The 20,755-nt window shown below is 65.3% G+C and carries 20 protein-coding genes and 1 other RNA gene; 10 read left to right on the forward strand and 11 right to left on the reverse strand.

The annotated features are described in order from the left end of the window. Window positions 1–73: 73 nt before the first annotated feature. The 8 genes from LG661_RS14865 to ffs all read right to left on the reverse strand — a co-directional run bounded on the left by LG661_RS14865 (window position 74) and on the right by ffs (window position 6,809). A complete protein-coding gene (locus LG661_RS14865) occupies window positions 74–667 on the reverse strand; it encodes a hypothetical protein (RefSeq protein ID WP_230532681.1) in 594 nt (197 codons plus the stop codon). A gap of 104 nt (window positions 668–771) precedes the next feature. Further along, on the reverse strand, window positions 772–1,941 hold the full coding sequence (gene dapE, locus LG661_RS14870) for a succinyl-diaminopimelate desuccinylase (protein WP_407666720.1): 1,170 nt from the start codon (window positions 1,939–1,941) through the stop codon (window positions 772–774). A gap of 44 nt (window positions 1,942–1,985) precedes the next feature. Continuing rightward, window positions 1,986–2,447 (reverse strand): DUF805 domain-containing protein, encoded by a 462-nt coding sequence (locus tag LG661_RS14875; protein WP_230532683.1) that lies wholly within the window; start codon window positions 2,445–2,447, stop codon window positions 1,986–1,988. Between the two features lie 86 nt (window positions 2,448–2,533). Then, entirely contained in the window at window positions 2,534–3,376 is an 843-nt protein-coding gene (dapD, locus tag LG661_RS14880) for a 2,3,4,5-tetrahydropyridine-2,6-dicarboxylate N-succinyltransferase (RefSeq protein WP_230532684.1), read from the reverse strand. Window positions 3,377–3,849: 473 nt separating this feature from the next. Then, entirely contained in the window at window positions 3,850–4,455 is a 606-nt protein-coding gene (gene recR / locus LG661_RS14885) for a recombination mediator RecR (protein WP_230532685.1), read from the reverse strand. Window positions 4,456–4,529: 74 nt separating this feature from the next. Next, a complete protein-coding gene (locus LG661_RS14890) occupies window positions 4,530–4,850 on the reverse strand; it encodes a YbaB/EbfC family nucleoid-associated protein (RefSeq protein ID WP_230532686.1) in 321 nt (106 codons plus the stop codon). Window positions 4,851–4,861: 11 nt separating this feature from the next. Next, a complete protein-coding gene (locus LG661_RS14895; RefSeq protein WP_230532687.1) occupies window positions 4,862–6,685 on the reverse strand; it encodes a DNA polymerase III subunit gamma/tau in 1,824 nt (607 codons plus the stop codon). A gap of 27 nt (window positions 6,686–6,712) precedes the next feature. Further along, window positions 6,713–6,809: signal recognition particle sRNA small type (ffs, locus tag LG661_RS14900), an RNA gene on the reverse strand. 267 nt (window positions 6,810–7,076) lie between these two features. On the opposite strand from ffs, the gene LG661_RS14905 reads away from it, so the two are divergent. Then, window positions 7,077–7,487 carry an HIT domain-containing protein gene (locus LG661_RS14905; RefSeq protein ID WP_230532688.1) on the forward strand — a complete coding sequence of 137 codons (411 nt, stop codon included), beginning with the start codon at window positions 7,077–7,079 and terminating at the stop codon, window positions 7,485–7,487. 2 nt (window positions 7,488–7,489) lie between these two features. Continuing rightward, window positions 7,490–8,392, forward strand: coding sequence for an NAD(+) diphosphatase (nudC, locus tag LG661_RS14910; RefSeq protein WP_230532689.1), 903 nt, complete (start codon window positions 7,490–7,492; stop codon window positions 8,390–8,392). Window positions 8,393–8,395: 3 nt separating this feature from the next. Here nudC and LG661_RS14915 read toward each other — a convergent pair whose 3' ends face one another. From LG661_RS14915 to LG661_RS14925, 3 genes are read right to left on the reverse strand one after another with little or no spacing between them, the layout of a single operon-like run. Next, a complete protein-coding gene (locus tag LG661_RS14915) occupies window positions 8,396–8,926 on the reverse strand; it encodes a GNAT family N-acetyltransferase (RefSeq protein ID WP_230532690.1) in 531 nt (176 codons plus the stop codon). Further along, window positions 8,923–9,777 (reverse strand): prephenate dehydratase, encoded by an 855-nt coding sequence (locus LG661_RS14920; RefSeq protein ID WP_230532691.1) that lies wholly within the window; start codon window positions 9,775–9,777, stop codon window positions 8,923–8,925. Before LG661_RS14920 ends, LG661_RS14915 begins: the two co-directional genes overlap by 4 nt. Then, the gene (locus tag LG661_RS14925) at window positions 9,774–10,517 is read right to left on the reverse strand and encodes a 3-deoxy-manno-octulosonate cytidylyltransferase (RefSeq protein ID WP_230532692.1); all 744 of its coding nucleotides are present in this window, start codon (window positions 10,515–10,517) and stop codon (window positions 9,774–9,776) included. The genes LG661_RS14920 and LG661_RS14925 overlap by 4 nt, the downstream gene beginning before the upstream one ends. A 268-nt stretch (window positions 10,518–10,785) precedes the next feature. Here LG661_RS14925 and LG661_RS14930 point away from each other — a divergent pair, with 268 nt between their 5' ends. The 8 genes from LG661_RS14930 (at window position 10,786) to LG661_RS14965 (ending at window position 20,749) form a co-directional block, all read left to right on the forward strand. After that, window positions 10,786–11,436, forward strand: a complete 651-nt coding sequence (locus LG661_RS14930; RefSeq protein WP_230532693.1) for a c-type cytochrome — start codon at window positions 10,786–10,788, stop codon at window positions 11,434–11,436. Between the two features lie 138 nt (window positions 11,437–11,574). Then, entirely contained in the window at window positions 11,575–13,416 is a 1,842-nt protein-coding gene (locus LG661_RS14935) for an extracellular solute-binding protein (RefSeq protein WP_230532694.1), read from the forward strand. Continuing rightward, window positions 13,413–15,278, forward strand: coding sequence for an extracellular solute-binding protein (locus LG661_RS14940; RefSeq protein WP_230532695.1), 1,866 nt, complete (start codon window positions 13,413–13,415; stop codon window positions 15,276–15,278). The genes LG661_RS14935 and LG661_RS14940 overlap by 4 nt, the downstream gene beginning before the upstream one ends. Window positions 15,279–15,281: 3 nt before the next feature. Continuing rightward, window positions 15,282–15,686, forward strand: coding sequence for a DUF4260 domain-containing protein (locus LG661_RS14945; protein ID WP_230532696.1), 405 nt, complete (start codon window positions 15,282–15,284; stop codon window positions 15,684–15,686). Further along, on the forward strand, window positions 15,686–16,804 hold the full coding sequence (locus tag LG661_RS14950) for a microcin C ABC transporter permease YejB (RefSeq protein WP_230532697.1): 1,119 nt from the start codon (window positions 15,686–15,688) through the stop codon (window positions 16,802–16,804). Before LG661_RS14945 ends, LG661_RS14950 begins: the two co-directional genes overlap by 1 nt. Before the next feature lie 143 nt (window positions 16,805–16,947). After that, window positions 16,948–18,099, forward strand: a complete 1,152-nt coding sequence (locus LG661_RS14955) for an ABC transporter permease (protein ID WP_230532698.1) — start codon at window positions 16,948–16,950, stop codon at window positions 18,097–18,099. Further along, window positions 18,096–19,724 carry an ABC transporter ATP-binding protein gene (locus LG661_RS14960; protein WP_230532699.1) on the forward strand — a complete coding sequence of 543 codons (1,629 nt, stop codon included), beginning with the start codon at window positions 18,096–18,098 and terminating at the stop codon, window positions 19,722–19,724. Before LG661_RS14955 ends, LG661_RS14960 begins: the two co-directional genes overlap by 4 nt. Window positions 19,725–19,741: 17 nt before the next feature. After that, complete coding sequence (locus LG661_RS14965; RefSeq protein ID WP_230532700.1) at window positions 19,742–20,749, forward strand: cation diffusion facilitator family transporter; 1,008 nt, start codon at window positions 19,742–19,744, stop codon at window positions 20,747–20,749. Window positions 20,750–20,755: the final 6 nt, after the last annotated feature.

Genomic DNA, 20,755 nt, shown 5'->3' on the forward strand with positions numbered 1-20,755 from the left:
GAACGCAAACCGCTCTAAAGCATCGGACCCAAAAGTGGACTTGCACTTTTGGGATCCCATCCGATGCTTTCTCTTATGATGAGAGCATCGCCCGCATGGCCGTGCCGATGAGCGAGTTGAGCACGAGACCGAGCATGACGATACCGAAGGCGGCGAGACTCGAGAGGCTGAGTGTCGCCTTGGTCGCGAACCATTGCAGCCGGAGCACGATCACTGCGAAGGCGAAGTTGAAGAGCACCGCGAGCCCCGGCGTCGCCCAGCCGAGCAGAAGCAGCATGGCGGGCACGGAGAGCACCAGCAGGCCGATGGCGGTGATCCAGTTGGTGACGATCACGAAGGGCACGTAGGCGTGGGTCAGGCGAAAGGCCCGGGCGACGAAGATCATCACCAGGGGCAGCGCGACGAAGCTCGCCACATGAGCGAGCCCCACGACGAAATCGAGCCACATGTTGTCGAGGAGCGACCGCTCGGGATCGAGAATGCCGAGCCGCAGGCGCTCGAAGGCGAGGGACACCACATAGGCCGGCAAGGTCAGCCAGATCGCCGTGAAGGAGCGCCAGAAACCCTGCTCGCTGATGTCGAAGGATTTCAACCCCTCGGCCCGACTGTGCAGCAGATCGAGCGTTCCCTTGAACGAGCGGTTGACCTCATCGGCGGTGACGATCATGAGCAGCCTCTTGCGGACCGGGTTGCTCACGAGAAACAGGCGGACGATTCAAAACGTTCCACACATCCCTAGACTTTAGTCTAACGAGTCTGTGTGCAGGAGCGTCAGGCTGTCTGGGAGAAATAGGCGTCGAGCACCTTGCGATAGATCGCGGCGAGCCGGTCGAGATCGGCGACCGCTACCCGCTCGTCGGTCTGATGCATGGTCTGCCCGACGAGGCCGAACTCGACAACCGGGCAGTGCTTCACGATGAAGCGCGCATCCGACGTGCCGCCCGTGGTGGAGAGCTTCGGACGCCCGCCCGTTTCCGCCTCGATGGCGTCGCTGATGAAGCCGACGAAGGCGTTGGGCGGGGTGATAAAGGCGATGGCGTTGCTTGGTTCCATGGTCAGCCGGTAGCGGACCGAATTGCCGGCGGCCTCGTCGAGGCGGCGGACGAGTTCCGCCTCCAGGCCCTCGGGCGTCCAGAGGTCGTTGAAGCGGATGTTGAAGGTGGCGCGCGCCTCCGCCGGGATCACGTTGGAGACGGGATTGCCCACATCGACCGTCGTGACTTCGAGCTTCGATGCGTCGAAATGCTCGGTGCCGTGGTCCAGCGGCTCGGCAAGAAGTCCGTTTAGCAGGCGCATCATGCCGGGAATGGGATTATCCGCGAGATGCGGATAGGCCACGTGACCCTGCTTGCCCTCGACCGCAATCTTTCCGGTCAGCGACCCGCGCCGGCCGATCTTGATCATGTCGCCGAGGCGGTTGGGATTTGTGGGCTCGCCCAGGATGCAATGGTCGAAGCACTCGCCGCGCGCCGTCGCCCAGTCCAGCAGCTTCACCGTGCCGTTGACGGCCGGTCCCTCCTCGTCCCCCGTGATCAGGAAGCCGATGGAGCCCTTGAAGCCGGGATTGTCGCGGATGAAGGCGAGCGCCGCCGCCATCATGCAGGCGATGCCGCCCTTCATGTCCACCGCGCCGCGCCCGTAGAGCTCGCCCTCGTGAATCTCGGCCCCGAACGGATCGTGCGTCCAGCGGCCCGGATCGCCCGGCGGCACCACATCGGTGTGGCCGGCGAAGAGAAGATACGGCTCGCCCTCACCATAGCGGGCGTAGAGGTTCTCCACATCCGGCGTGCCGGGCTCGGAGAAGACCGGCCGGTGCACCTCGAACCCCGCCTCCTTCAACACGCTCTCGATGAAGGCGAGCGCCCCGCCCTCCTCCGGCGTCACGGAGGGGCAGCGGAGGAGTGATCGGGCGAGGGAGAGGGGGGATGTGTCGTGCGTCATGTCTCCCATGATGCATTTCTGGTCAGGAAATCAATTCCTGAATGTCAGACTTGGGCAGATGTTGGATTGAGATTGGGCTCAAGTGGATCGGGACCGAACCTGTTGGGACCAACCGTTCCACGCAAGAATCCGACTTGTATGAATAGCCAAATAAAAGATCCGAAGGTGGCGAGCCTGCAGAGAATAAAAATCACGGTTACTTCGAGCAAAGAAAAGTCGGCATAAACAAGAAGCAAAAATCCCAATGGCAGGGAGGCATAGCCGACAAGCATCCACCATGCGCTCAGGTCACGGTCCTGAAGTCTTTTTGCAGTGATAGCAAAGCTCGGAAAAATTTGAGCGAGAGTAAACAACACTGCAAATGGGAAAGCCACATGAGCGCCGAATGCACGGGCAAGACCGGTCTCTAGCAGTGAGGCAAGAGCACCAATGATGATAAGAGCGATTGTTGATGATAAGAGCGATTGTCGCTGCCCAATATCGGGCGCGATTGATCCGTCCTTCAAAACTGAAGAAAAGCTGCTGAACCGACATCATCCCCCTCACTGATACAATATATCAAAGAGGGAGATGAATTTAGTCAGTCGTCAGTTTAGTCTCTCAACAGCTCATTGATCCCCGTCTTTGCCCGGGTCTGCGCATCGACGCGCTTGACGATGACGGCGCAGTAGAGGGACGGGCCGGGGGAGCCGTCGGGCAGCGGCTTGCCGGGGAGAGAGCCGGGGACGACCACGGAATAGGGCGGCACGCGGCCGACGAAGATCTCGCCGGTGTTGCGGTCGATGATCTTGGTGGAAGCCGAGAGGAAGACGCCCATGGAGAGCACCGAGCCCTCGCCCACCACGACGCCCTCCACCACCTCGGAGCGCGCGCCGATGAAGCAGTTGTCCTCGATGATGGTGGGATTGGCCTGGAGCGGCTCCAGCACGCCGCCGATGCCAACGCCGCCGGAGAGATGCACGTTCTTACCGATGTGGGCGCAGGAGCCGACGGTCGCCCAGGTATCCACCATCGTGCCCTCGTCCACATAGGCGCCGAGATTGACGAAGGAGGGCATGAGCACCACGCCGGGCGCGATATAGGCGCCGCGGCGCACGGTGCAGTTCGGCACGGCGCGGAAGCCTGCGTCACGGAAGCGGTTTTCGCCCCAGCCGGCGAATTTGGAGGGCACCTTGTCCCACCAGGTGGCCTCGCCCGGCCCGCCCCTGACGACTTCCATGTCGTTGAGGCGGAAGGACAGCAGGACCGCCTTTTTTAGCCATTGATGCACCTGCCACGTATCGCCGGTCTTCTCGGCCACCCGCGCTTTACCTGAGTCGAGCAGCTGGATCGCCTCCTCCACGGCGTCGCGGACGGCGCCTTGCGTGGTGAGGCTCACATTGGCCCGGTCTTCCCAGGCGGCATCGATGGTTCGAGAGAGATCGGCGGTGGACATGGCAAACCCGGACAAGAATTGCGGTGCGGCCTGATTAGCAACGGCGCCGGGACCTGTCACCTGCAAGACGTCCCGTCATTGGTCGCATCGTCAGCTCTCGTTCCTTCCCTCGGGCTTGCCCGAGACCTGCTTTCGCCTGGCGCAAGTCGGAATGCGGGCGCAACGCGAACCCTCCTCCCCCTTGTGGGGAGGAGTTGGAGGTGGGAGTCGGAATGTCAGGCGCCCTGCTCAAAGGAGAAGCGCGAGGCCGCTACAGCCATACCTCTCCCCGGCGGGGAGAGGTCGAGCGCAGCGAGGGTGAGGGGGAGAGCTGTTTCCGGAGAGGACACTAACCCCTCACCCGCCGCGCTGACGCGCGGCGACCTCTCCCTCTAGGAGAGGTGAACCAGCGCCACATCCGGCTATTGCTCGCCCGGTCCAGCCCCCACCCCTGCCCCTCCCCGCAAGGGGGAGGGAATTTCAGAGCGACAACCTCAGAAACTCGTGCGCTGGCGGATAGCCGCCGAGAGCGTCCCCTCGTCGAGGTAGTCGAGTTCGCCGCCCACCGGGACGCCGTGGGCGAGCTTCGTCACCTTCACCGGCAGATGGGCCAGGAGCTCGGTGATGTAATGGGCCGTGGTCTGGCCGTCGACGGTGGCGTTGAGCGCCAGGATCACCTCTAAGACGCCGGGCTCCGAGGCGCGGGCCACGAGCCGATCCAGGTTCAGGTGCTCGGGCCTCACGCCGTCGAGCGGCGAGAGCACGCCGCCGAGCACGTGGTACTTGGCGTTGACCGCGCCCGAGCGCTCCAGCGCCCAGAGATCGGACACGTCCTCCACCACCACGAGGATGGAGGGATCGCGCTTGGCGTCCCGGCAGATGGTGCAGGGATCGGAGGTATCGACATTGCCGCAGGACGAGCACACGACGATGCGCTCGGTGGCGACGCGCATGGCGTCGCTCAACGGGTTGAGCAGCGTGTCCCGCTTCTTGATGAGATGAAGCGCCGCGCGCCGCGCCGAACGGGGACCTAAGCCCGGCAGACGGGCGAGCAGCTGGATCAGGCGCTCGATCTCAGGGCCTGCGACATGCTGGGCCATTCAAGTTCTCTTTTGCTTTCATCGCATCGCTTGATCCGAAGAACCGGTATCCGCTTCTTCGTGCGACGCTTTGCTCAGAACAGCTTCAGGCCCGGAGGCAGCGGCAGCCCCTTGGTCAGACTCTCCATACGCTCCTGAGTGACGCGATCCGCCTTGCCGCGCGCGTCGTTCATGGCGGCGACGATGAGATCCTCGAGAATCTCCTTCTCGTCCGGGTTCATGAGCGTGGGATCGATGCTGATCGCCTTGAGGTTGCCCTTGCCGGACACCTTCACGGTCACGACGCCGCCGCCTGCCGTGCCTTCGACTTCGAGATTGTCGAGCTCGGCCTGGACGTCCTGCATCTTCTGCTGCATGGCCTGCGCCTGCTTCATCAGTCCCATGATGTCCTTCATGGCTCTCTCCCTTAATCCAGATCGTCGTCGGCTTCGGTCTCGAGCGCATCGGCCGCATCGGCCTCGCCCAGGATCTCCGTTTCTGCGTCGGCGCCGTCCTCGCCCGGCTTCTCCGCGCGCTCGATCACGTTCACGATCTGCGCGCCGGGAAACTTCGCGAGCACCGCCTGCACGAGGGGATGGTTCGCGGCACCCTCCTTGCGCTCGCGCTCGGCGGCGACGGCCTTCTCATGCAGTGTCCGCTGTCCCTCTTGCGAGGAGAGCGCCACCATCCAGCGCTCGCCGGTCCATTGCTGGAGGGCGCGCGTCAGGTCGTTGGCGATGGTGCGGCTGCCAGTCTCCGTGAGGCTGAGCTCGATGCGGCCCTCCTCGAAACGGACGAGGCGCACGTCGCGCTCGAGCTGCGACTTCAGCACGATCTCGCGCTTCTCGCCGGCGAGCGCCACCACGTCCTCGAAACGGCGAAGGCGCATGGTCGGCTGGGGCGAGGATGCCTGAGGCCGCTGCTGCGGCATGGGCTGCGAGGTTGCCAGCGCCATATTGCCGGAGGTGGCGGGGCCGGAGGGCCCCACTGCGGGCGCGGGCGAACCGCCGCCAGCGGGCAGCGGCGCGCCGTCCTTGAGCGCGCGCAGGGCCTCGTCCGGCGTCGGCAGGTCGGCCGCATAGGCCAGGCGCACGATCACCATTTCGGCGGCGGCGATGGGACGGTTCGAGGCCTGAATCTCGGGGATGCCCTTGAGCAGAATCTGCCAGGTGCGGGAGAGCGTGCGCACCGAAAGCTTCTCGGCGAATTCCCTGCCGCGCACCCGCTCGATCTCGGACAAAGCCGGGTCCTTGGCAGCTTCGGGGATCAGCTTGAGGCGCGTGACCACATGGGAGAAGGCGGCGAGATCGGAGAGGATCACGCCCGGGTCCGCGCCCGCATCGTACTGGGAGCGGAGCCCGGCGAAGGCGGCCGGCACGTCGCCCTTCATCACCGCCTCGAAGAGGTCGATGACCTGGGTGCGGTCGGCGAGCCCCAGCATGTCGCGCACGGTATCGGGCGTCACGACGCCTGCGCCGTGGGCGATGGCCTGGTCCAGGAGCGAGAGCGAGTCGCGCGCGGATCCCTCCGCCGCGCGGGCAATGGCCGCGAGCGCTTCCGCCTCGGCCCTCACCCCTTCCTCGTCGCAGATGCGCCCGAGATGGGCCACGAGCTTGTCGGCCTCGATGCGGCGCAGGTCGAAGCGCTGGCAGCGGGACAGGATCGTGACGGGGACCTTGCGGATTTCGGTGGTGGCGAAGATGAACTTCGCGTGGGGCGGTGGCTCCTCCAGCGTCTTCAGGAAGGCGTTGAACGCCTTCTCCGAGAGCATGTGGACCTCGTCGATGATGTAGACCTTGTAGCGGGCCGAGACCGGCGAATAGCGGATGCCGTCGATGATCTGGCGAACGTCGTCGATGCCGGTATGCGAGGCCGCGTCCATCTCCAGCACGTCCACGTGCCGCGATTCCATGATGGCTTCGCAATGCACGCCGAGTTCCGGCATGTGGATGGTGGGCGCGCCGGCGCCGTCGGGCTTCTGGTAGTTGAGGCCGCGGGCGAGAATGCGTGCGGTGGTGGTCTTGCCGACGCCGCGGACGCCCGTGAGCATCCAGGCCTGCGGAATGCGCCCCGTCTCGAAGGCGTTCGAGAGGGTGCGGACCATCGCCTCCTGGCCGATCAGGTCGTCGAAGGTGCGCGGGCGGTATTTGCGGGCAAGGACGCGATAGGGCAAGGACGGCGCGGCCGCGGCGGGGAAGCCCGGCAGGGCCGGCTCGTCGTTCAGGGGCGTGCCGGCTGTGGTATCGTCCATCGACTGCAAGGCTTTGGGAAAATCAAAGGTGGGAGGCTGGACGAAGACCCGTTCGGTCTCGTTAGGGCTGCTTCCTTCCGGACCTGACCCGGTTGGCGAGTGAGACGTCCCTCGCCAACCTCCCAATCGCTATATGGGCGTTTCAGGCCAGGAACGCAAGTTGGAAACGAGCTGCCTTCCCTGTCATCCCCGCTCTCCACCATGCACCGCGTGTCACCCCCGGCGGCCTGCAGGATCGGGAAGAGGATCATGGGGGCACTGTGCATGAACATGGATTCCCTTCCCCTCCGCTTTTCCCCTCCGCTTCGCTGCGGCCGGGAATGACACTCAGGGCCTGTAAGGACGAAGGAGACAGGCTGACACAAGGCCGCAGGCTCGGCTAGATAGGTCCATGACCTTCCAGCTCGATTCTAGGCTCGACGCCGACACGATCCCCATCGGCGACCTCGCCCTCTCCTCGGTCCTTCTCCTGAACGACGCCCGGTTCCCCTGGTTCGTGCTGGTTCCCCGCATCCCGGGGGCAGGCGAGCTGACGGACCTCTCGGACGAGCAGTCGGCCCTGCTGATGCAGGAGATCCGCATCGCCACGAAGGTCATGCTGGAGCTGTCCAGGCCCGACAAGGTGAATGTGGGGGCGCTCGGCAACATCGTGACGCAGCTTCATGTCCACGTGATCGGCCGCTTCCGCTCCGATCCCGCCTGGCCCGGCCCCGTCTGGGGGCACGGGACCCGGACACCCTATCCCGACCACGCGGCGACGGCCCTGATCGAGCGCGCCGCTGCCCTTTTCGCGGCGTCCTGACCATGACCAAACCCATCGGCTACATCATCAACCCCCTCGTGCGGCACAGCGCCGAACGGGACCCGGAGGCTCTCGCCAAGGCGGTCCACGATCCGCAGACCGCCATGGTGGTCCTGGCCGGCGACCTGCCGATCCTGCAGGCGGGCGAGCCCGGAACGGGGCTCCTCCCCGCCGCGATCCTCGACCGGATCACGAGCCGCCGGGAACAGGTTCTCCTCGGCACTCTCGAAGGCCGTCCCGTGGTCGCCACCCTCGCGCTGCCGGAAGCCGCCGGTCTGTTCCAGGACGATCCGGCTTTCGCGGTCGCGGACCTGCGCGCGATCGCCGTGCGCGACCTCGTGCCCCAGGAGGAGCTCGGCATCCTCGCCATGGCCAAGTCGATGCTCGACTGGCATGCCCGCCACCGCTTCTGCGCCAATTGCGGCGCGGCCACGCAGGCCGGTCAGGCCGGCTTCCGGCGCGACTGCGCGAATTGCGGCGCGCAGCATTTCCCCCGCACCGATCCGGTCGTGATCATGCTGATCGCCCACGGCGACAGGTGCCTCATGGGCCGTCAGGCGCGCTTTCCGGAAAAGATGTATTCCTGCCTCGCAGGCTTCCTGGAGCCCGGCGAAACCGTCGAGGCGGCGGTGCGGCGCGAGACCTTCGAGGAAGCCGGCATCCGCGTGGGTGCGGTCCGCTATCTCGCCTCCCAGCCCTGGCCCTTCCCCTCCTCCCTCATGATCGGCTGCATCGGCGAGGCGCTCACCGACGAGATCGCCTTCGACGGCGAGGAGCTGGAGGATGCCCGCTGGTTCACGAAGGAGGACGTCCGGCTCATGCTGGAGGGCGCGCACGAGACCTTCCAGGCTCCCGCCCGGATCGCAATTGCGAACCACCTGCTGCGGGAGTGGGTGAAGGAGTAGGGATCAGTGCGGGATCGGCTCGAAACGATAGACGATCTCGGCCAGCCTCTGTCCACGCACGTCGAATGACTGCTCCGGCCCGGCTTGGCCGCCAAGGGCCTCATAGAAGCGACGGGCCGGCAGGTTGTCCTTCAGCACCCACAAGCCTGCTGAGCGGAAGCCTTGGCCGGCCAAGTGGCTGAAGACCCCAGCCATGAGCCTGCGGCCGAGCCCCTGCCGCTTGACCCTGTCCAGCAGATAGATTGCGAAAAACTCGGCCTCGGTGGCGAGCAGCTCCGCCCCTTCCGCCCGAGCTGGCCCGGCACATACGAAGCCGACGATCTCCCTACAATCCATCTCCGCGACAAGCAGCTTCGACCGGGGATCAGGCTTGGCCAGAGTGCTCCGCCACATCGACAGGCGCTCCTCGACGGACAGGCCTGCCAGCGCATCGGGAGACATGAAATCCTTGTAGGATTCCCGCCAGCCCTGGACATGGACCCTTGCGATGCCTTCCGCGTCCGACTCCAAGCCATCGCGGACGGCCACCGTCACTCCGCCGCTTCCCTGATCTTCTCCCGGAAGGGATCGGCCGGGTAGACGCCGAGGATGCGCAGCTCGCGGGAGAAGAAGTCGAGCTCCTCCAGGGCGCGCTTGAGGTTGGCATCCTCCGGGTGGCCGTCCACCTCGGCGTAGAACTGGGTCGCCAGGAATTCGCCTTCGAGCATGTAGCTCTCGAGCTTGGTCATGTTGATGCCGTTGGTCGCGAAGCCGCCCAGCGCCTTATAGAGGGCCGCGGGCAGGTTGCGGACGCGGAAGACGAAGGAGGTGACCGTCGGCCCGTTGCCGGCAGGCGCCCATTGCGGCGTCTTGGAGAGGATCACGAAGCGCGTGGTGTTGTGCGCCTCGTCCTCCACGTCCTCGGCCAGGATCTTGAGGCCGTAGATGTCGGCGGCCATGCGCGGGGCGAGGGAGGCCTTGGTCGGGTCCTTCCACTCGGACACCTCGCGGGCCGAGCCCGCCGTGTCGCCCGCCACATGCGCCTTCAGCCCGAGCTTGCGGATGATCTTGCGGCACTGGCCCAGCGCATGGACATGGCTGTGCACGCTCTTGATGGTGCCGAGATTGGCGTCCGGGACCGCCATGAGCTGGAAATGGATCGGCAGGAAATGCTCGCCGACGATGTGGAGGCCCGAGGTCGGCAGGAGGTGGTGAATGTCGGCCACGCGCCCCGCAATCGAGTTCTCGATGGGGATCATGCCGAGCCCCGCCGTTCCCTCGTTCACGGCCGCGAACGCGTCCTCGAAGGTCGGGCACGGCAAGACCTGCCAGTCGGGGTGCACCTCCGAACAGGCGATGTGAGAGTTGGCTCCCGGCTCACCCTGAAACGAAATGATCTTGTTCATGGCTTCCTCCGAGCCGCGATGATCTCGCGCGCCCTTTCCAGATCGTGAGGGGTGTCGACGCCGAGCGGCACATCGTCGACGACGACGGCGTCGATCCGCATGCCGGCCTCCAGCGCCCGCAGCTGCTCCAGCTTCTCGCGGGTTTCCAGGACCGAGGCCGGAAGCCCGACGCAACGCTGCAAAGCTTTGCGGCGGTAGGCGTAGAGACCGATGTGATGATAGAGCGGCCCGTCCCCGTAGGGCGCGGTCGCGCGGGTGAAGTAGAGGGCGCGGAACCGTCCCGGGGAGACAGGGCTCCCGACCATCTTGACCACGTTGGGGTTCGTCCTCTCCTCCTCCCGCTCGATCAAGGCCACGAGGGTCGCAAGATCGACGGAAGCGTCGGCAAGGGGAGCCACGGAGGCGGCGATGACCGCCGGGTCGATGGTGGGAAGATCCCCCTGGACGTTCACGACCACGTCGTGCCGCCCCTCCGGGTCGAGCTTTTCCACAGCCTCGAAGATGCGGTCGGAGCCGGAGGCGTGGTCGGATCGGGTCATGACCGCCTGACCTCCGACCTTTGTCACGGCCTCGGCGATCTCGGGCGCGTCGGTGGTGACCGCCACCGGGCCGATTCCGGCCTCGACCGACCGGCGCCAGACATGGACGATCATGGGCTCGCCCGCGATGTCGGCCAGGGGCTTGTTGGGCAGGCGGGTCGCGGCGAGGCGGGCGGGGATCAGGACGAGCGGGTCGGACATGGGGATCTTTGCAGAGGAGGCTTGCGCGTCCTTAGCAAGGCGGGCCTCGTTTGTCATGGCCCGCGGGAGAGCCGCGCCCGAGGAGAATAGGCCTGTCGTTGGCCTTTTATCCGCCCCACTGCGACCATGAGACTGACGAAAAGCCCTTAGACCCCATTGTCAAAACCCCATCTCTACGGCTAAGCAACGCGCGGTCGCGGGCACCCTGCCTGCGAATGAGTTCCGTTGCGCTGATTTCGCCGGTGTCGAGGCGAGGAGAGCCTAATCCATGAATATCGAGACCAATAAGATCGCGGGCGCCGTTTTCGGTACGCTTCTCTTCGTGGTCGGCATCAACGTCATCGCCGGCGGGCTGTTCTCGCCGGAGACGCCCGCGGTCCCGGGCTACGATCTCCCGGCTCCCGAGGAAGCCGCTGCAGGCGCAGGCGCCCCGGCCGTTCAGGAGGAGCCGCTTCCCGTGCTCCTCGCCAGCGCCGATATCGCCAAGGGCCAGGCCTCGGCCAAGAAGTGCGCCTCCTGCCACACCTTCGAGGAGGGCGGCGCGAACAAGGTCGGCCCGAACCTCCACGGCATCGTCGGACGTCCTCTCGCCGCGCATCCCGGCTTCAACTACTCGGCAGCGCTCAAGGAGAAGGGCGGCGAGTGGACCTATGAGGCGCTGTTCGAGTTCATCCATACCCCCAAGACCTGGGCTCCCGGCACCATCATGGCCTTCGCCGGCATCGGCCAGGCCAAGGAGCGGGCGGATCTGATCGCCTATCTGAAGTCGATCTCCCCCAATGCTCCTCCGCTTCCTGAGGCCGCCGCCGCTGCTCCGGCCGACGCCGCCGCTCCCGCGGCTCCTGCCACTGCCGGAGCTCCTGCTGCTCCCGCCGCCCCGGCGGCCCCTGTGGCTCCCGCGGCCCCTGTGGCCCAGTAACGCGCACCGAACTCTCGTATTCGTGAAGCCGGGCTGAAAGGCCCGGCTTTTTGTTTTGCCCCGTCTCCCTTGCGCTCGTCCCTCGATGGACAAAAATGTAGCTGACGAGAAACAGCCCTCGTCCCCGGGAGATTGTGTGTGATCCGTACCCTGTTGCTGAGCGTCCTGGCCGCTGGTCTTGCCTTTACCCCCCTCTCGGCTCAGGAAACGTTGTGGCGGCACGGCTCGGCGCTTCTGGGCGAGCCGAAATACGCCCCGGGCTTCAAGCATTTCGATTATGTGAACCCCAACGCCCCCAAGGGCGGGCTGGTGCGCCTCGGGGCGCAGGGCACTTTCGACAGCTTCAACATCGTCGTCGCCGGCGTGAAGGGCGCCCCCGAACAGGGCCTCGGGCTCATCTACGAGACCCTGACCACGCCCTCGGCGGACGAGACGAACACATCCTACGGGCTCCTGGCCGAATCCTTCTCCTATCCGGAGGATTATTCCTCCGTCACCTTCCGCCTGCGCCCGGAGGCCCGCTGGCACGACGGCCGGCCGGTCACGGCGGAGGACGTGATCTATTCCTTCGAGACCCTGAAGAAGCACAGCCCGACTTACGCCTTCTACGCCAACGTGGCGAAGGCGGAGAAGGTGGGCGAGCGCGAGGTGAAGTTCACCTTCAACGAGACCGGCAACCGCGAACTGCCGCAGATCATGGGCCAGCTGATCGTCCTGCCGAAGCACTGGTGGGAGGGCACGGGCCCGGGCGGCCGCAAGCGCGACGTGACCCAGACGACCCTTGAGCCGCCGCTGGGATCCGGCCCCTATCGCCTCAAGAGCTTCGATGCGGGCCGCAGCGCCACCTATGAGCGCGTGCCCGACTATTGGGGCAAGGATCTCAACGTGAATGTCGGCCAGTACAATTTCGACGAGATCCGCAACGAGTACTACCGCGACGCGACGGTGCTGCTGGAGGCCTTCAAGGGCGACCGCATCGACTTCCGGTCGGAGAACAGCGCCCGCAACTGGGCGACGGGCTACGATTTCCCGGCCCGGCAGCAGGGACGCGTGGTGCTGGAGGAGTTTCCCGTCCGCGCCAGCGGCAGGATGCAAGCCTTCGTGCTCAACCTCAGGCGCGACAAGTTCAAGGACGAGCGCGTGCGCCGGGCCTTCAACCTCGCCTTCCCCTTCGAGGAGCTCAAGAGAACGCTGTTCTACGGCCTCTACGAGCGCCCCTCGAGCTATTTCTACGGGCTCGACCTCGCCTCCTCCGGCCTGCCCGAAGGGCACGAGCTGGAGATCCTCGAATCCCTGCGCGACAAGATTCCGCCGGAGGTCTTCACGACGCCCTACAAGAACCCGGTCAACGACTCGCCCGAAGCGATCCGCCGCAACCTGCGCGAGGCCGACCGGCTGCTCAAGGAAGCCGGCTGGGAGATCAAGAACGGCCGCCGCGTGAATGCGAAAGGCGAGGTCCTGAGCGCAGAACTGCTTGGCAACAGCCCCAACGACGAGCGCGTCTTCCTGCCCTATGCCGAGGCTCTCAAGCGTCTCGGGATCGATGCGACCGTGCGAACCGTGGACGAAGTCCAGTACGTCAACCGCACCCGATCCTTCGATTTCGACATCACCACCGGTCTCTGGGCCCAATCGTCCTCGCCGGGCAACGAGCAGCGCGAATACTGGGGCTCGCAGGCGGCGAACCGCGAAGGCTCGCAGAACCTCGCGGGCATTTCGGATCCGGCCATCGACGCCCTGATCGAGATGGTGATCTTCGCGAAGAACCGCGAAGAGCTGGTGGCGGCCACGAAAGCTCTCGATCGCGTTCTGCTGGCGCATGACTATGTCGTTCCGCAATGGACGAGTCTGAAGCAGCGCACCGCGCGCTGGGACCGCTTCAGCCATCCGGAGAACATGCCGCGTTATGGCGCAGCCGCCTTCCCCAGCATCTGGTGGTATGACGAGGCCAAAGCCGCCAAGACGGGAGCGCCGCGATGAATGTGTTCAGCCGCAGAAGTCTGCTCAAGAGCGGGGCCGCAACTGCGGCCCTGTCCTTTATGCCGAAATTCGCTTTCGCGCAGGAGAACGGCGGACCTGAGACCCATGGTCTCTCAAGCTTCGGGGACCTGAAATACGGCCCCGACTTCAAGCATTTCGACTATGTGAATCCCGCAGCGCCCAAGGGCGGCCTGCTTTCGATCCAGATCAGGCAGGCGTCCGGCAACCAGAACTTCGACACCTTCAACACCCTCAACATCTTCGTGCTGCAGGGCGACGGCGCCGCCGGCATGGGCAGCACCTTCGACACGCTGATGGCGGGCTCCGGCGACGAGCCGGATGCGCTCTACGGGCTTGTGGCCAAGTCGGTGCGGATCTCGGACGACAAGCTCACCTATCGGTTCGTCCTTCGCCCCGAGGCCCGCTTCCACGACGGCTCGCCTGTCACGGCGAAGGATGCGGCCTTTTCCCTGAACATCCTGAAGACGAAGGGGCACCCGGTCTTCCGTTCCATCCTCACGCAGATGGTCGCGGCGGAAGCGGAAGCTGACGATGTGCTGCGCGTGCAGCTCTCGCCCGAGCGCAGCCGCGACCTGCATCTGGTGATCGCCGGCATGCCGATCTTCTCCGAGCGCTGGTGGCGGGGCCGCGACTTCGAGGCTTCGACATTGGAAGCGCCCCTCGGCTCCGGCCCCTACAAGGTCGGCTCCTTCGAGCAGGGACGCTTCATCGAGTTCGAGCGCGTGCCCGATTACTGGGCCAAGGACCTGCCCGTGAATGTGGGCCAGAACAATTTCGACCGCGTCCGCTACGAGTATTTCCGCGACCGCACCGTTGCCTTCGAGGCTTTCAAGAACGGGACGCTCAACTTCAACGAGGAATACACCTCGCGGATCTGGGCGACGGGATACGATTTTCCCGCCGTGAAGGACGGACGCGTGAAGCGGGAGGAGATCCCCGACGACACGCCCGCGCCCATCCAGGGCTGGTATTTCAACACCCGCAGGGATTCGTTCAAGGATCAGCGCATCCGCGAGGCCATCGGGCTCGCCTTCGACTTCGAGTGGACGAACGCAAACATCATGTACGGCGCCTACAAGCGCCTGACATCGTATTTCGAGAACTCGGACATGAAGGCGGTGGGCAAGCCCTCGGCGGAGGAGCTCGCCCTGCTGGAACCGTTCCGGGACACATTGCCCACCGCGGCCTTCGGCGAGCCCGTCATGCCGCCAGTTTCCGACGGGTCCGGCCAGGACCGGCAATTGCTGCGCCGGGCGAACACTCTCCTGCGGGAGGCCGGCTGCAAGCTCGAGGGCAGCGTCTTGAGGCTGCCGAACGGGCAGCCCTTCACCATCGAGTTCCTCGATTCCTCATCCTTTCTGCAGCCTCACACCCAGCCATTCCAGGCCAACCTGAAGCGTCTCGGGATCGAGACCCGCTCGCGCATCGTGGATGCGGCCCAGTATCAGCGGCGCCTGGACGAATACGATTTCGACATGACGAGCCGGGCCCTAGTCGGCGCCACGACGCCGGGCGACAGCCTGCGCGTGGTCTATGGCTCGCAGGCCGCCAAGACGAACGGAACGCGCAACATTGCGGGCATCAGCCATCCCGCCATCGATGCGCTCATCGAGCGGATCGGCAACGCCAAGTCGCGCGAGGAGCTGAACATCACGTGCCGGGCCCTGGACCGGGTGCTCCGGGCGGGCCATTATTGGGTTCCCATGTGGTTCAAGGCCACGGACTGGATTGCCTATTGGGACCAGTTCTCCAGGCCCGAGAGGAAGCCCCGCTTCGGCTCGGGCGCGCCGGGAACCTGGTGGTACGATGCCGAGAAGGCGAAGCGAATCGGGCGAGGCTGACATTTGGACGGACTTCTAAGAATACCGGCTGTCGCGGGTGCGCCCCGCCTTCTCCTGCGCCTGGAGGGGGCAGCCCTGCTGGCTCTCGCAACAGCAGGCTTTGCCCTCACGGGCCTGTCCTGGTGGCTTTATGCCCTGCTGTTCTTCCTGCCCGACCTGAGCTTTGCCGCCTACATGGCTGGCCCCCGGCCCGGAGCCGCGGTCTATAATGCCTTGCACTCCACCATCGGGCCGGCCGTCCTGGCAGGTGTTGGACTGCTCCTGAACAGTCCTATGTTCCTAGGACTGGCCGCGATCTGGGCGGCTCATATCGGGTTCGACCGCATGCTGGGATACGGATTGAAATACGCCTCCGCCTTTGGCGACACCCATCTCGGCCGCATCGGCCGCGCATCAGCGGGCGCTTGATGCTGGCTTACATCGCGCGCCGCCTCCTGCTCATGATCCCGACGATTCTGGGGATCATGCTCATCTCCTTCGTCATCATCCAGTTCGCCCCCGGCGGCCCCGTCGAGCGCATCATCGCGCAGCTCCAGGGACAGGATACCGGCGCGACCTCGCGCATTTCGGGCGGGGGCGGCGACTTTTCGGGCGGAGGACAGGGCCAGCCCGGCGGTGGCGGCGGAGCCGACGCCACATCCTCCCGCTATCGCGGCGCGCAGGGGCTCGACCCGCAATTCATCCAGCAGCTCGAGACGCAGTTCGGCTTCGACAGGCCCGCCCACGAGCGCTTCCTCAAGATGATCTGGGACTACGCGCGCTTCGATTTCGGCAAGAGCTACTTTCGCGACATCTCGGTGCTGGAGCTGATCCAGGAGAAACTTCCCGTCTCGATCAGCTTAGGGTTGTGGATGACGCTCCTCTCCTACGCCATCTCGGTGCCGCTCGGCATCAGGAAGGCGGTGAGGGACGGCTCCTCCTTCGACACCTGGACTTCGGCCGTGGTCATCATCGGCTATGCGATCCCGGGCTTTCTCTTCGCGATCCTGCTGATCGTGCTGTTCGCCGGCGGATCCTTCTGGCAGTTCTTCCCCCTGCGGGGACTGACCTCCGACAACTGGGAGCAGTTGTCGCTCTTCGGCAAGATCGTCGATTATTTCTGGCATCTGGCCCTGCCGATCACGGCCATGGCGCTCGGGGCCTTCGCCACCTCGACGCTGCTCACGAAGAACTCCTTCCTCGACGAGATCCGCAAGCAATACGTGATCACCGCACGCATGAAGGGGCTCTCCGAGGGCCAGGTTCTCTACGGCCATGTCTTCCGCAATGCAATGCTGATCGTGGTCGCCGGATTTCCCGGAGCCTTCATCGGCGCGTTCTTCGCGGGCTCGCTCCTGATCGAGACGATCTTTTCGCTCGACGGCCTCGGCCTTCTCTCCTTCGAGTCGATCGTGAACCGCGACTATCCCGTGGTCTTCGCCAATCTCTACATCTTTTCGCTCCTCGGGCTCGTGGTGAACTTGGTCTCCGATCTCACCTATACCTGGATCGATCCGCGGATTGATTTCGAAACGCGGGAGGCATGAGATGAGCGCTCAGGCACACTTCAATGTCATTCCCGGCCGGAGCGCAGCGGGGGGGAAGGGAATCCACCATCACGTCCACCGCGATGGATCCCCTTTCCTCGCCTTCGGCTCGCCGGGGATGACAGGCGTCAGGGGGGCGTGAGATGAACGAGAACGTTCCCGTCGCCTCGCCCGCCGCGTCTCCCCTGCCGAGAGAGGGCTACATCAAGCTCTCGCCGCTCAACCGGCGCAGGCTCGACAACTTCAAGGCGAACCGCCGCGGCTACTGGTCCTTCTGGATCTTCCTCGTCCTGTTCGTGCTCAGCATGTTCGCCGAGTTCATCGCCAACGACCGGCCGATCCTCGCCTATTACAAGGGCGAGCTGCTCTACCCCGCCTTCGTGGATTATCCGGAGGAGAAGTTCGGCGGCTTCCTGGCGCAGACCGATTACCGCGATCCGGTCATCGCCAATGAGATCGAGGAGAACGGCTGGCTGCTCTGGGCGCCGATCCGCTTCTCCTACAACACGCACAACCTCGACCTGCCGGTCCCCGCCCCCGCGCCGCCGACCTGGATGCTGGACGACGAACAGTGCCGCCCCATCGCGGAGCGTACGGGCGGCACGGGCTGCGACGCAATCGAGTGGAACTGGCTCGGCACCGACGACCAGGGCCGAGACGTGGTGGCCCGCCTCATCTACGGCTTCCGCATCTCGGTCCTCTTCGGGCTGACGCTTGCGGGCATCTCCTCCATCATCGGCATCCTGGCAGGCGCCGTGCAGGGCTATTACGGCGGCTGGGTCGATCTGCTCTTCCAGCGTTTCATCGAGGTCTGGACGGCGATCCCCTCGCTCTATCTCCTCATCATCATCTCGGCCGTGATCACGCCGAGCTTCTTCGTGCTCCTCGGCATCCTCCTGCTCTTCTCCTGGGTGTCGCTGGTGGGCGTCGTGCGCGCCGAGTTCCTGCGCGCGCGAAACTTCGAATACGTGCGCGCCGCGCGCGCCTTGGGCCTCTCCAACGGCACCATCATGTTCCGGCACCTGCTGCCGAATGCGATGGTGGCGACGCTCACCTTCATGCCCTTCATCATCAACGGCTCGATCACGACGCTCACCTCCCTCGACTTCCTCGGCTTCGGCCTGCCGCCCGGCTCGCCATCGCTCGGCGAATTGCTGGCGCAGGGCAAGGCGAACCTTCAGGCTCCCTGGCTCGGGCTCGCGGGCTTCTTCGTGATCGCCATCATGCTCAGCCTTCTCATCTTCATCGGCGAAGCCGTGCGCGACGCCTTCGATCCGCGGAAGGCGTTCAAATGACAGAACCCCTCCTCTCCGTCCAAGATCTCTCCGTCGCCTTCCGCCAGGGCGGGCGCGACATGCTGGCCGTGGATCGCGTGTCCTTCGACATCATGCCCGGCGAGACGGTGGCGCTCGTGGGCGAGTCGGGATCGGGCAAGTCGGTCTCGGCGCTCTCGATCCTCAAGCTCCTCCCCTACCCCTCCGCGCATCATCCGTCGGGCAAGGTCCTGTTCAAGGGGCGCGACCTGATCGGGCTGGACGAGAACCAGATGCGCAAGGTTCGCGGCGACGACATCACCATGGTGTTCCAGGAGCCGATGACCTCGCTCAATCCGCTCCACACCATCGACCGGCAGATCGGCGAGATTCTGAAACTGCATCGCGGCCTCGCCGACAAGGAGGCACGCGCCCGCACCCTCGAGCTTCTGGAGCTCGTCGGCATCCGCGATGCGGAGAGCCGCCTCACCGCCTATCCGCACCAGCTCTCCGGCGGTCAGCGCCAGCGCGTGATGATCGCCATGGCGCTCGCCAACGAGCCTGATCTCTTCATCGCCGACGAGCCGACCACCGCGCTCGACGTGACGGTGCAGGCGCAGATCCTGAAACTCCTGGCAGAGCTCAAGGCCAGGCTCGGCATGTCGATGCTGTTCATCACGCACGACCTCGGCATCGTGCGGAAGATCGCCGACCGCGTCTGCGTGATGCTGAAAGGGGAGATCGTCGAGCACGGCACGGTCGAGGAGGTGTTCGGTAACCCGCGGCACGCCTATACGCAGCGCCTCCTTGCGGCGGAGCCGAAGGGCCGTGCCAATCCGGTGCCGGCGAATGCGCCCACCATCGTGGAGGCAGGCCCCATCAAGGTCTGGTTCCCCATCAAGCGCGGCTTCCTGCAGAAAACCGTCGGGCATGTGAAGGCGGTCGACGGCGTGTCGATCCGCGTCCGCCAGGGCGAAACCGTCGGCGTCGTCGGTGAATCCGGCTCCGGCAAGACGACGCTCGGCCTCGCGATCCTGCGCCTCGTGCAGTCGGAAGGCCCCATCGTTTTCCTAGGCAACCGCATCGACAATCTTCGCGCGAAGGGCATCCGCCCGATGCGCAAGGATCTGCAGGTGGTGTTCCAGGACCCCTACGGCTCCCTCTCGCCGCGCATGTCGGTGGCGGAAATCGTGGCCGAGGGCCTCGAGGTCCAGAACAAGGACCTGTCCTATGCCGAGCGCCGCGACATCGTCGCCCGCGCGCTGCACGATGTGGGCCTCGACCCTTCCACCATGGACCGCTACCCGCACGAATTCTCAGGCGGCCAGCGCCAGCGCATTGCGATTGCGCGCGCCATGGCGCTGGAGCCGCGCTTCATCATGCTGGACGAGCCGACCTCGGCCCTCGACATGTCGGTGCAGGCGCAGATCGTGGAGCTGCTGCGCGATCTCCAGAGGCGGCGCGACCTCGCCTACATGTTCATCAGCCACGACCTGAAGGTGGTGCGCGCGCTCGCGAACCATGTGCTGGTGATGCAGAATGGCAGGATCGTGGAGGAAGGCTCGGCGGAGAACATCTTTGCCGCCCCGCAGACGGATTATACCTGCGCGCTCTTCGCAGCCGCCTTCAATCTGGAAACGGCGGAATCGAGCGTCGTCCGGGATTGACGGACAGCGGACGGATCATGAGCGCACATCATCATTCCGCCGGCCATTCCCACCACGGGCACCATCACGCCCGGGCGCCGCAGGCTGGGCACGGCCGCGCCTTCGCCATCGGCATCGCCCTCAATCTCGCCTTCGTCATCATCGAGGCGGGTTACGGCATCTGGGCGGATTCCATGGCGCTGCTCTCGGATGCGGGCCATAACCTGAGCGACGTGCTTGGCCTCGCCATCGCGTGGGGCGCGGCGGTGCTTGCAAGGCGCAGCCCGACGGAGCGCTTCACCTATGGCCTGCGCTCCAGCTCGATCCTAGCGGCCTTGTCCAATGCGGTGCTCCTGCTCGTGGCTGTCGGCGTCATCATCTGGGAATCCGTGCAGCGCCTGATCGAGCCCGAGCCCGTCGCAGCCCTCACCGTGATGATCGTGGCCGGCATCGGCATCGTCATCAACGGCTTCACCGCCTTCCTCTTCATGCGCGGCAGCCATGAGGACCTGAACATCCGCGGCGCGTTCCTCCACATGGTCGCGGACGCCGCCGTATCGCTCGGCGTCGTGCTGGCGGGCCTCGCGATCCTCTGGACCGGCGCGACCTGGATCGACCCCGTTCTCGGCCTCGTGATCGCCGTGGTCATCATCTGGGGCACCTGGGGCTTGCTGCGGCAGTCTCTGACGCTTTCGCTCCACGGCGTGCCCAGCGGCATCTCGCTTCCCGAGGTGCGGCAGGCGCTGGAGGCGCTGCCCGGCGTGGCGCGCATCCATCACCTCCATGTCTGGGCCATGAGCACGACGGAAACCGCTCTGACCGCGCATCTCGTCATGCCGCAGGGGCATCCGGGCGACCGCTTTCTCGCCGAGACCCAGCAGGCGTTGAGACACCGCTTCGGCATCGGCCATGCGACCCTGCAGATCGAGATCCACGAGCCGCGAGGCGACGGCCGCGAGTGCCCTCTCGATCACGACCACAGCCATGAGCACCACGATCATGAGGGGCACCGCCATGGCGAGGGGGAATCGCCACGCGCGCCGTGATGGCGT

Source organism: Microvirga roseola (assembly GCF_020866965.1).
Taxonomy (GTDB): domain Bacteria; phylum Pseudomonadota; class Alphaproteobacteria; order Rhizobiales; family Beijerinckiaceae; genus Microvirga; species Microvirga roseola.

Coding starts and splice junctions, on each gene's coding strand:
- LG661_RS14865 (WP_230532681.1), bottom strand. CDS start 667: ATGATCGTCACCGCCGATGAGGTCAACCGCTCGTTCAAGGGAACGCTC.
- dapE (WP_407666720.1), bottom strand. CDS start 1,941: ATGACGCACGACACATCCCCCCTCTCCCTCGCCCGATCACTCCTCCGC.
- dapD (WP_230532684.1), bottom strand. CDS start 3,376: ATGTCCACCGCCGATCTCTCTCGAACCATCGATGCCGCCTGGGAAGAC.
- recR (WP_230532685.1), bottom strand. CDS start 4,455: ATGGCCCAGCATGTCGCAGGCCCTGAGATCGAGCGCCTGATCCAGCTG.
- LG661_RS14890 (WP_230532686.1), bottom strand. CDS start 4,850: ATGAAGGACATCATGGGACTGATGAAGCAGGCGCAGGCCATGCAGCAG.
- LG661_RS14895 (WP_230532687.1), bottom strand. CDS start 6,685: ATGGACGATACCACAGCCGGCACGCCCCTGAACGACGAGCCGGCCCTG.
- LG661_RS14905 (WP_230532688.1), top strand. CDS start 7,077: ATGACCTTCCAGCTCGATTCTAGGCTCGACGCCGACACGATCCCCATC.
- nudC (WP_230532689.1), top strand. CDS start 7,490: ATGACCAAACCCATCGGCTACATCATCAACCCCCTCGTGCGGCACAGC.
- LG661_RS14920 (WP_230532691.1), bottom strand. CDS start 9,777: ATGAACAAGATCATTTCGTTTCAGGGTGAGCCGGGAGCCAACTCTCAC.
- LG661_RS14925 (WP_230532692.1), bottom strand. CDS start 10,517: ATGTCCGACCCGCTCGTCCTGATCCCCGCCCGCCTCGCCGCGACCCGC.
- LG661_RS14930 (WP_230532693.1), top strand. CDS start 10,786: ATGAATATCGAGACCAATAAGATCGCGGGCGCCGTTTTCGGTACGCTT.
- LG661_RS14940 (WP_230532695.1), top strand. CDS start 13,413: ATGAATGTGTTCAGCCGCAGAAGTCTGCTCAAGAGCGGGGCCGCAACT.
- LG661_RS14950 (WP_230532697.1), top strand. CDS start 15,686: ATGCTGGCTTACATCGCGCGCCGCCTCCTGCTCATGATCCCGACGATT.
- LG661_RS14955 (WP_230532698.1), top strand. CDS start 16,948: ATGAACGAGAACGTTCCCGTCGCCTCGCCCGCCGCGTCTCCCCTGCCG.
- LG661_RS14960 (WP_230532699.1), top strand. CDS start 18,096: ATGACAGAACCCCTCCTCTCCGTCCAAGATCTCTCCGTCGCCTTCCGC.
- LG661_RS14965 (WP_230532700.1), top strand. CDS start 19,742: ATGAGCGCACATCATCATTCCGCCGGCCATTCCCACCACGGGCACCAT.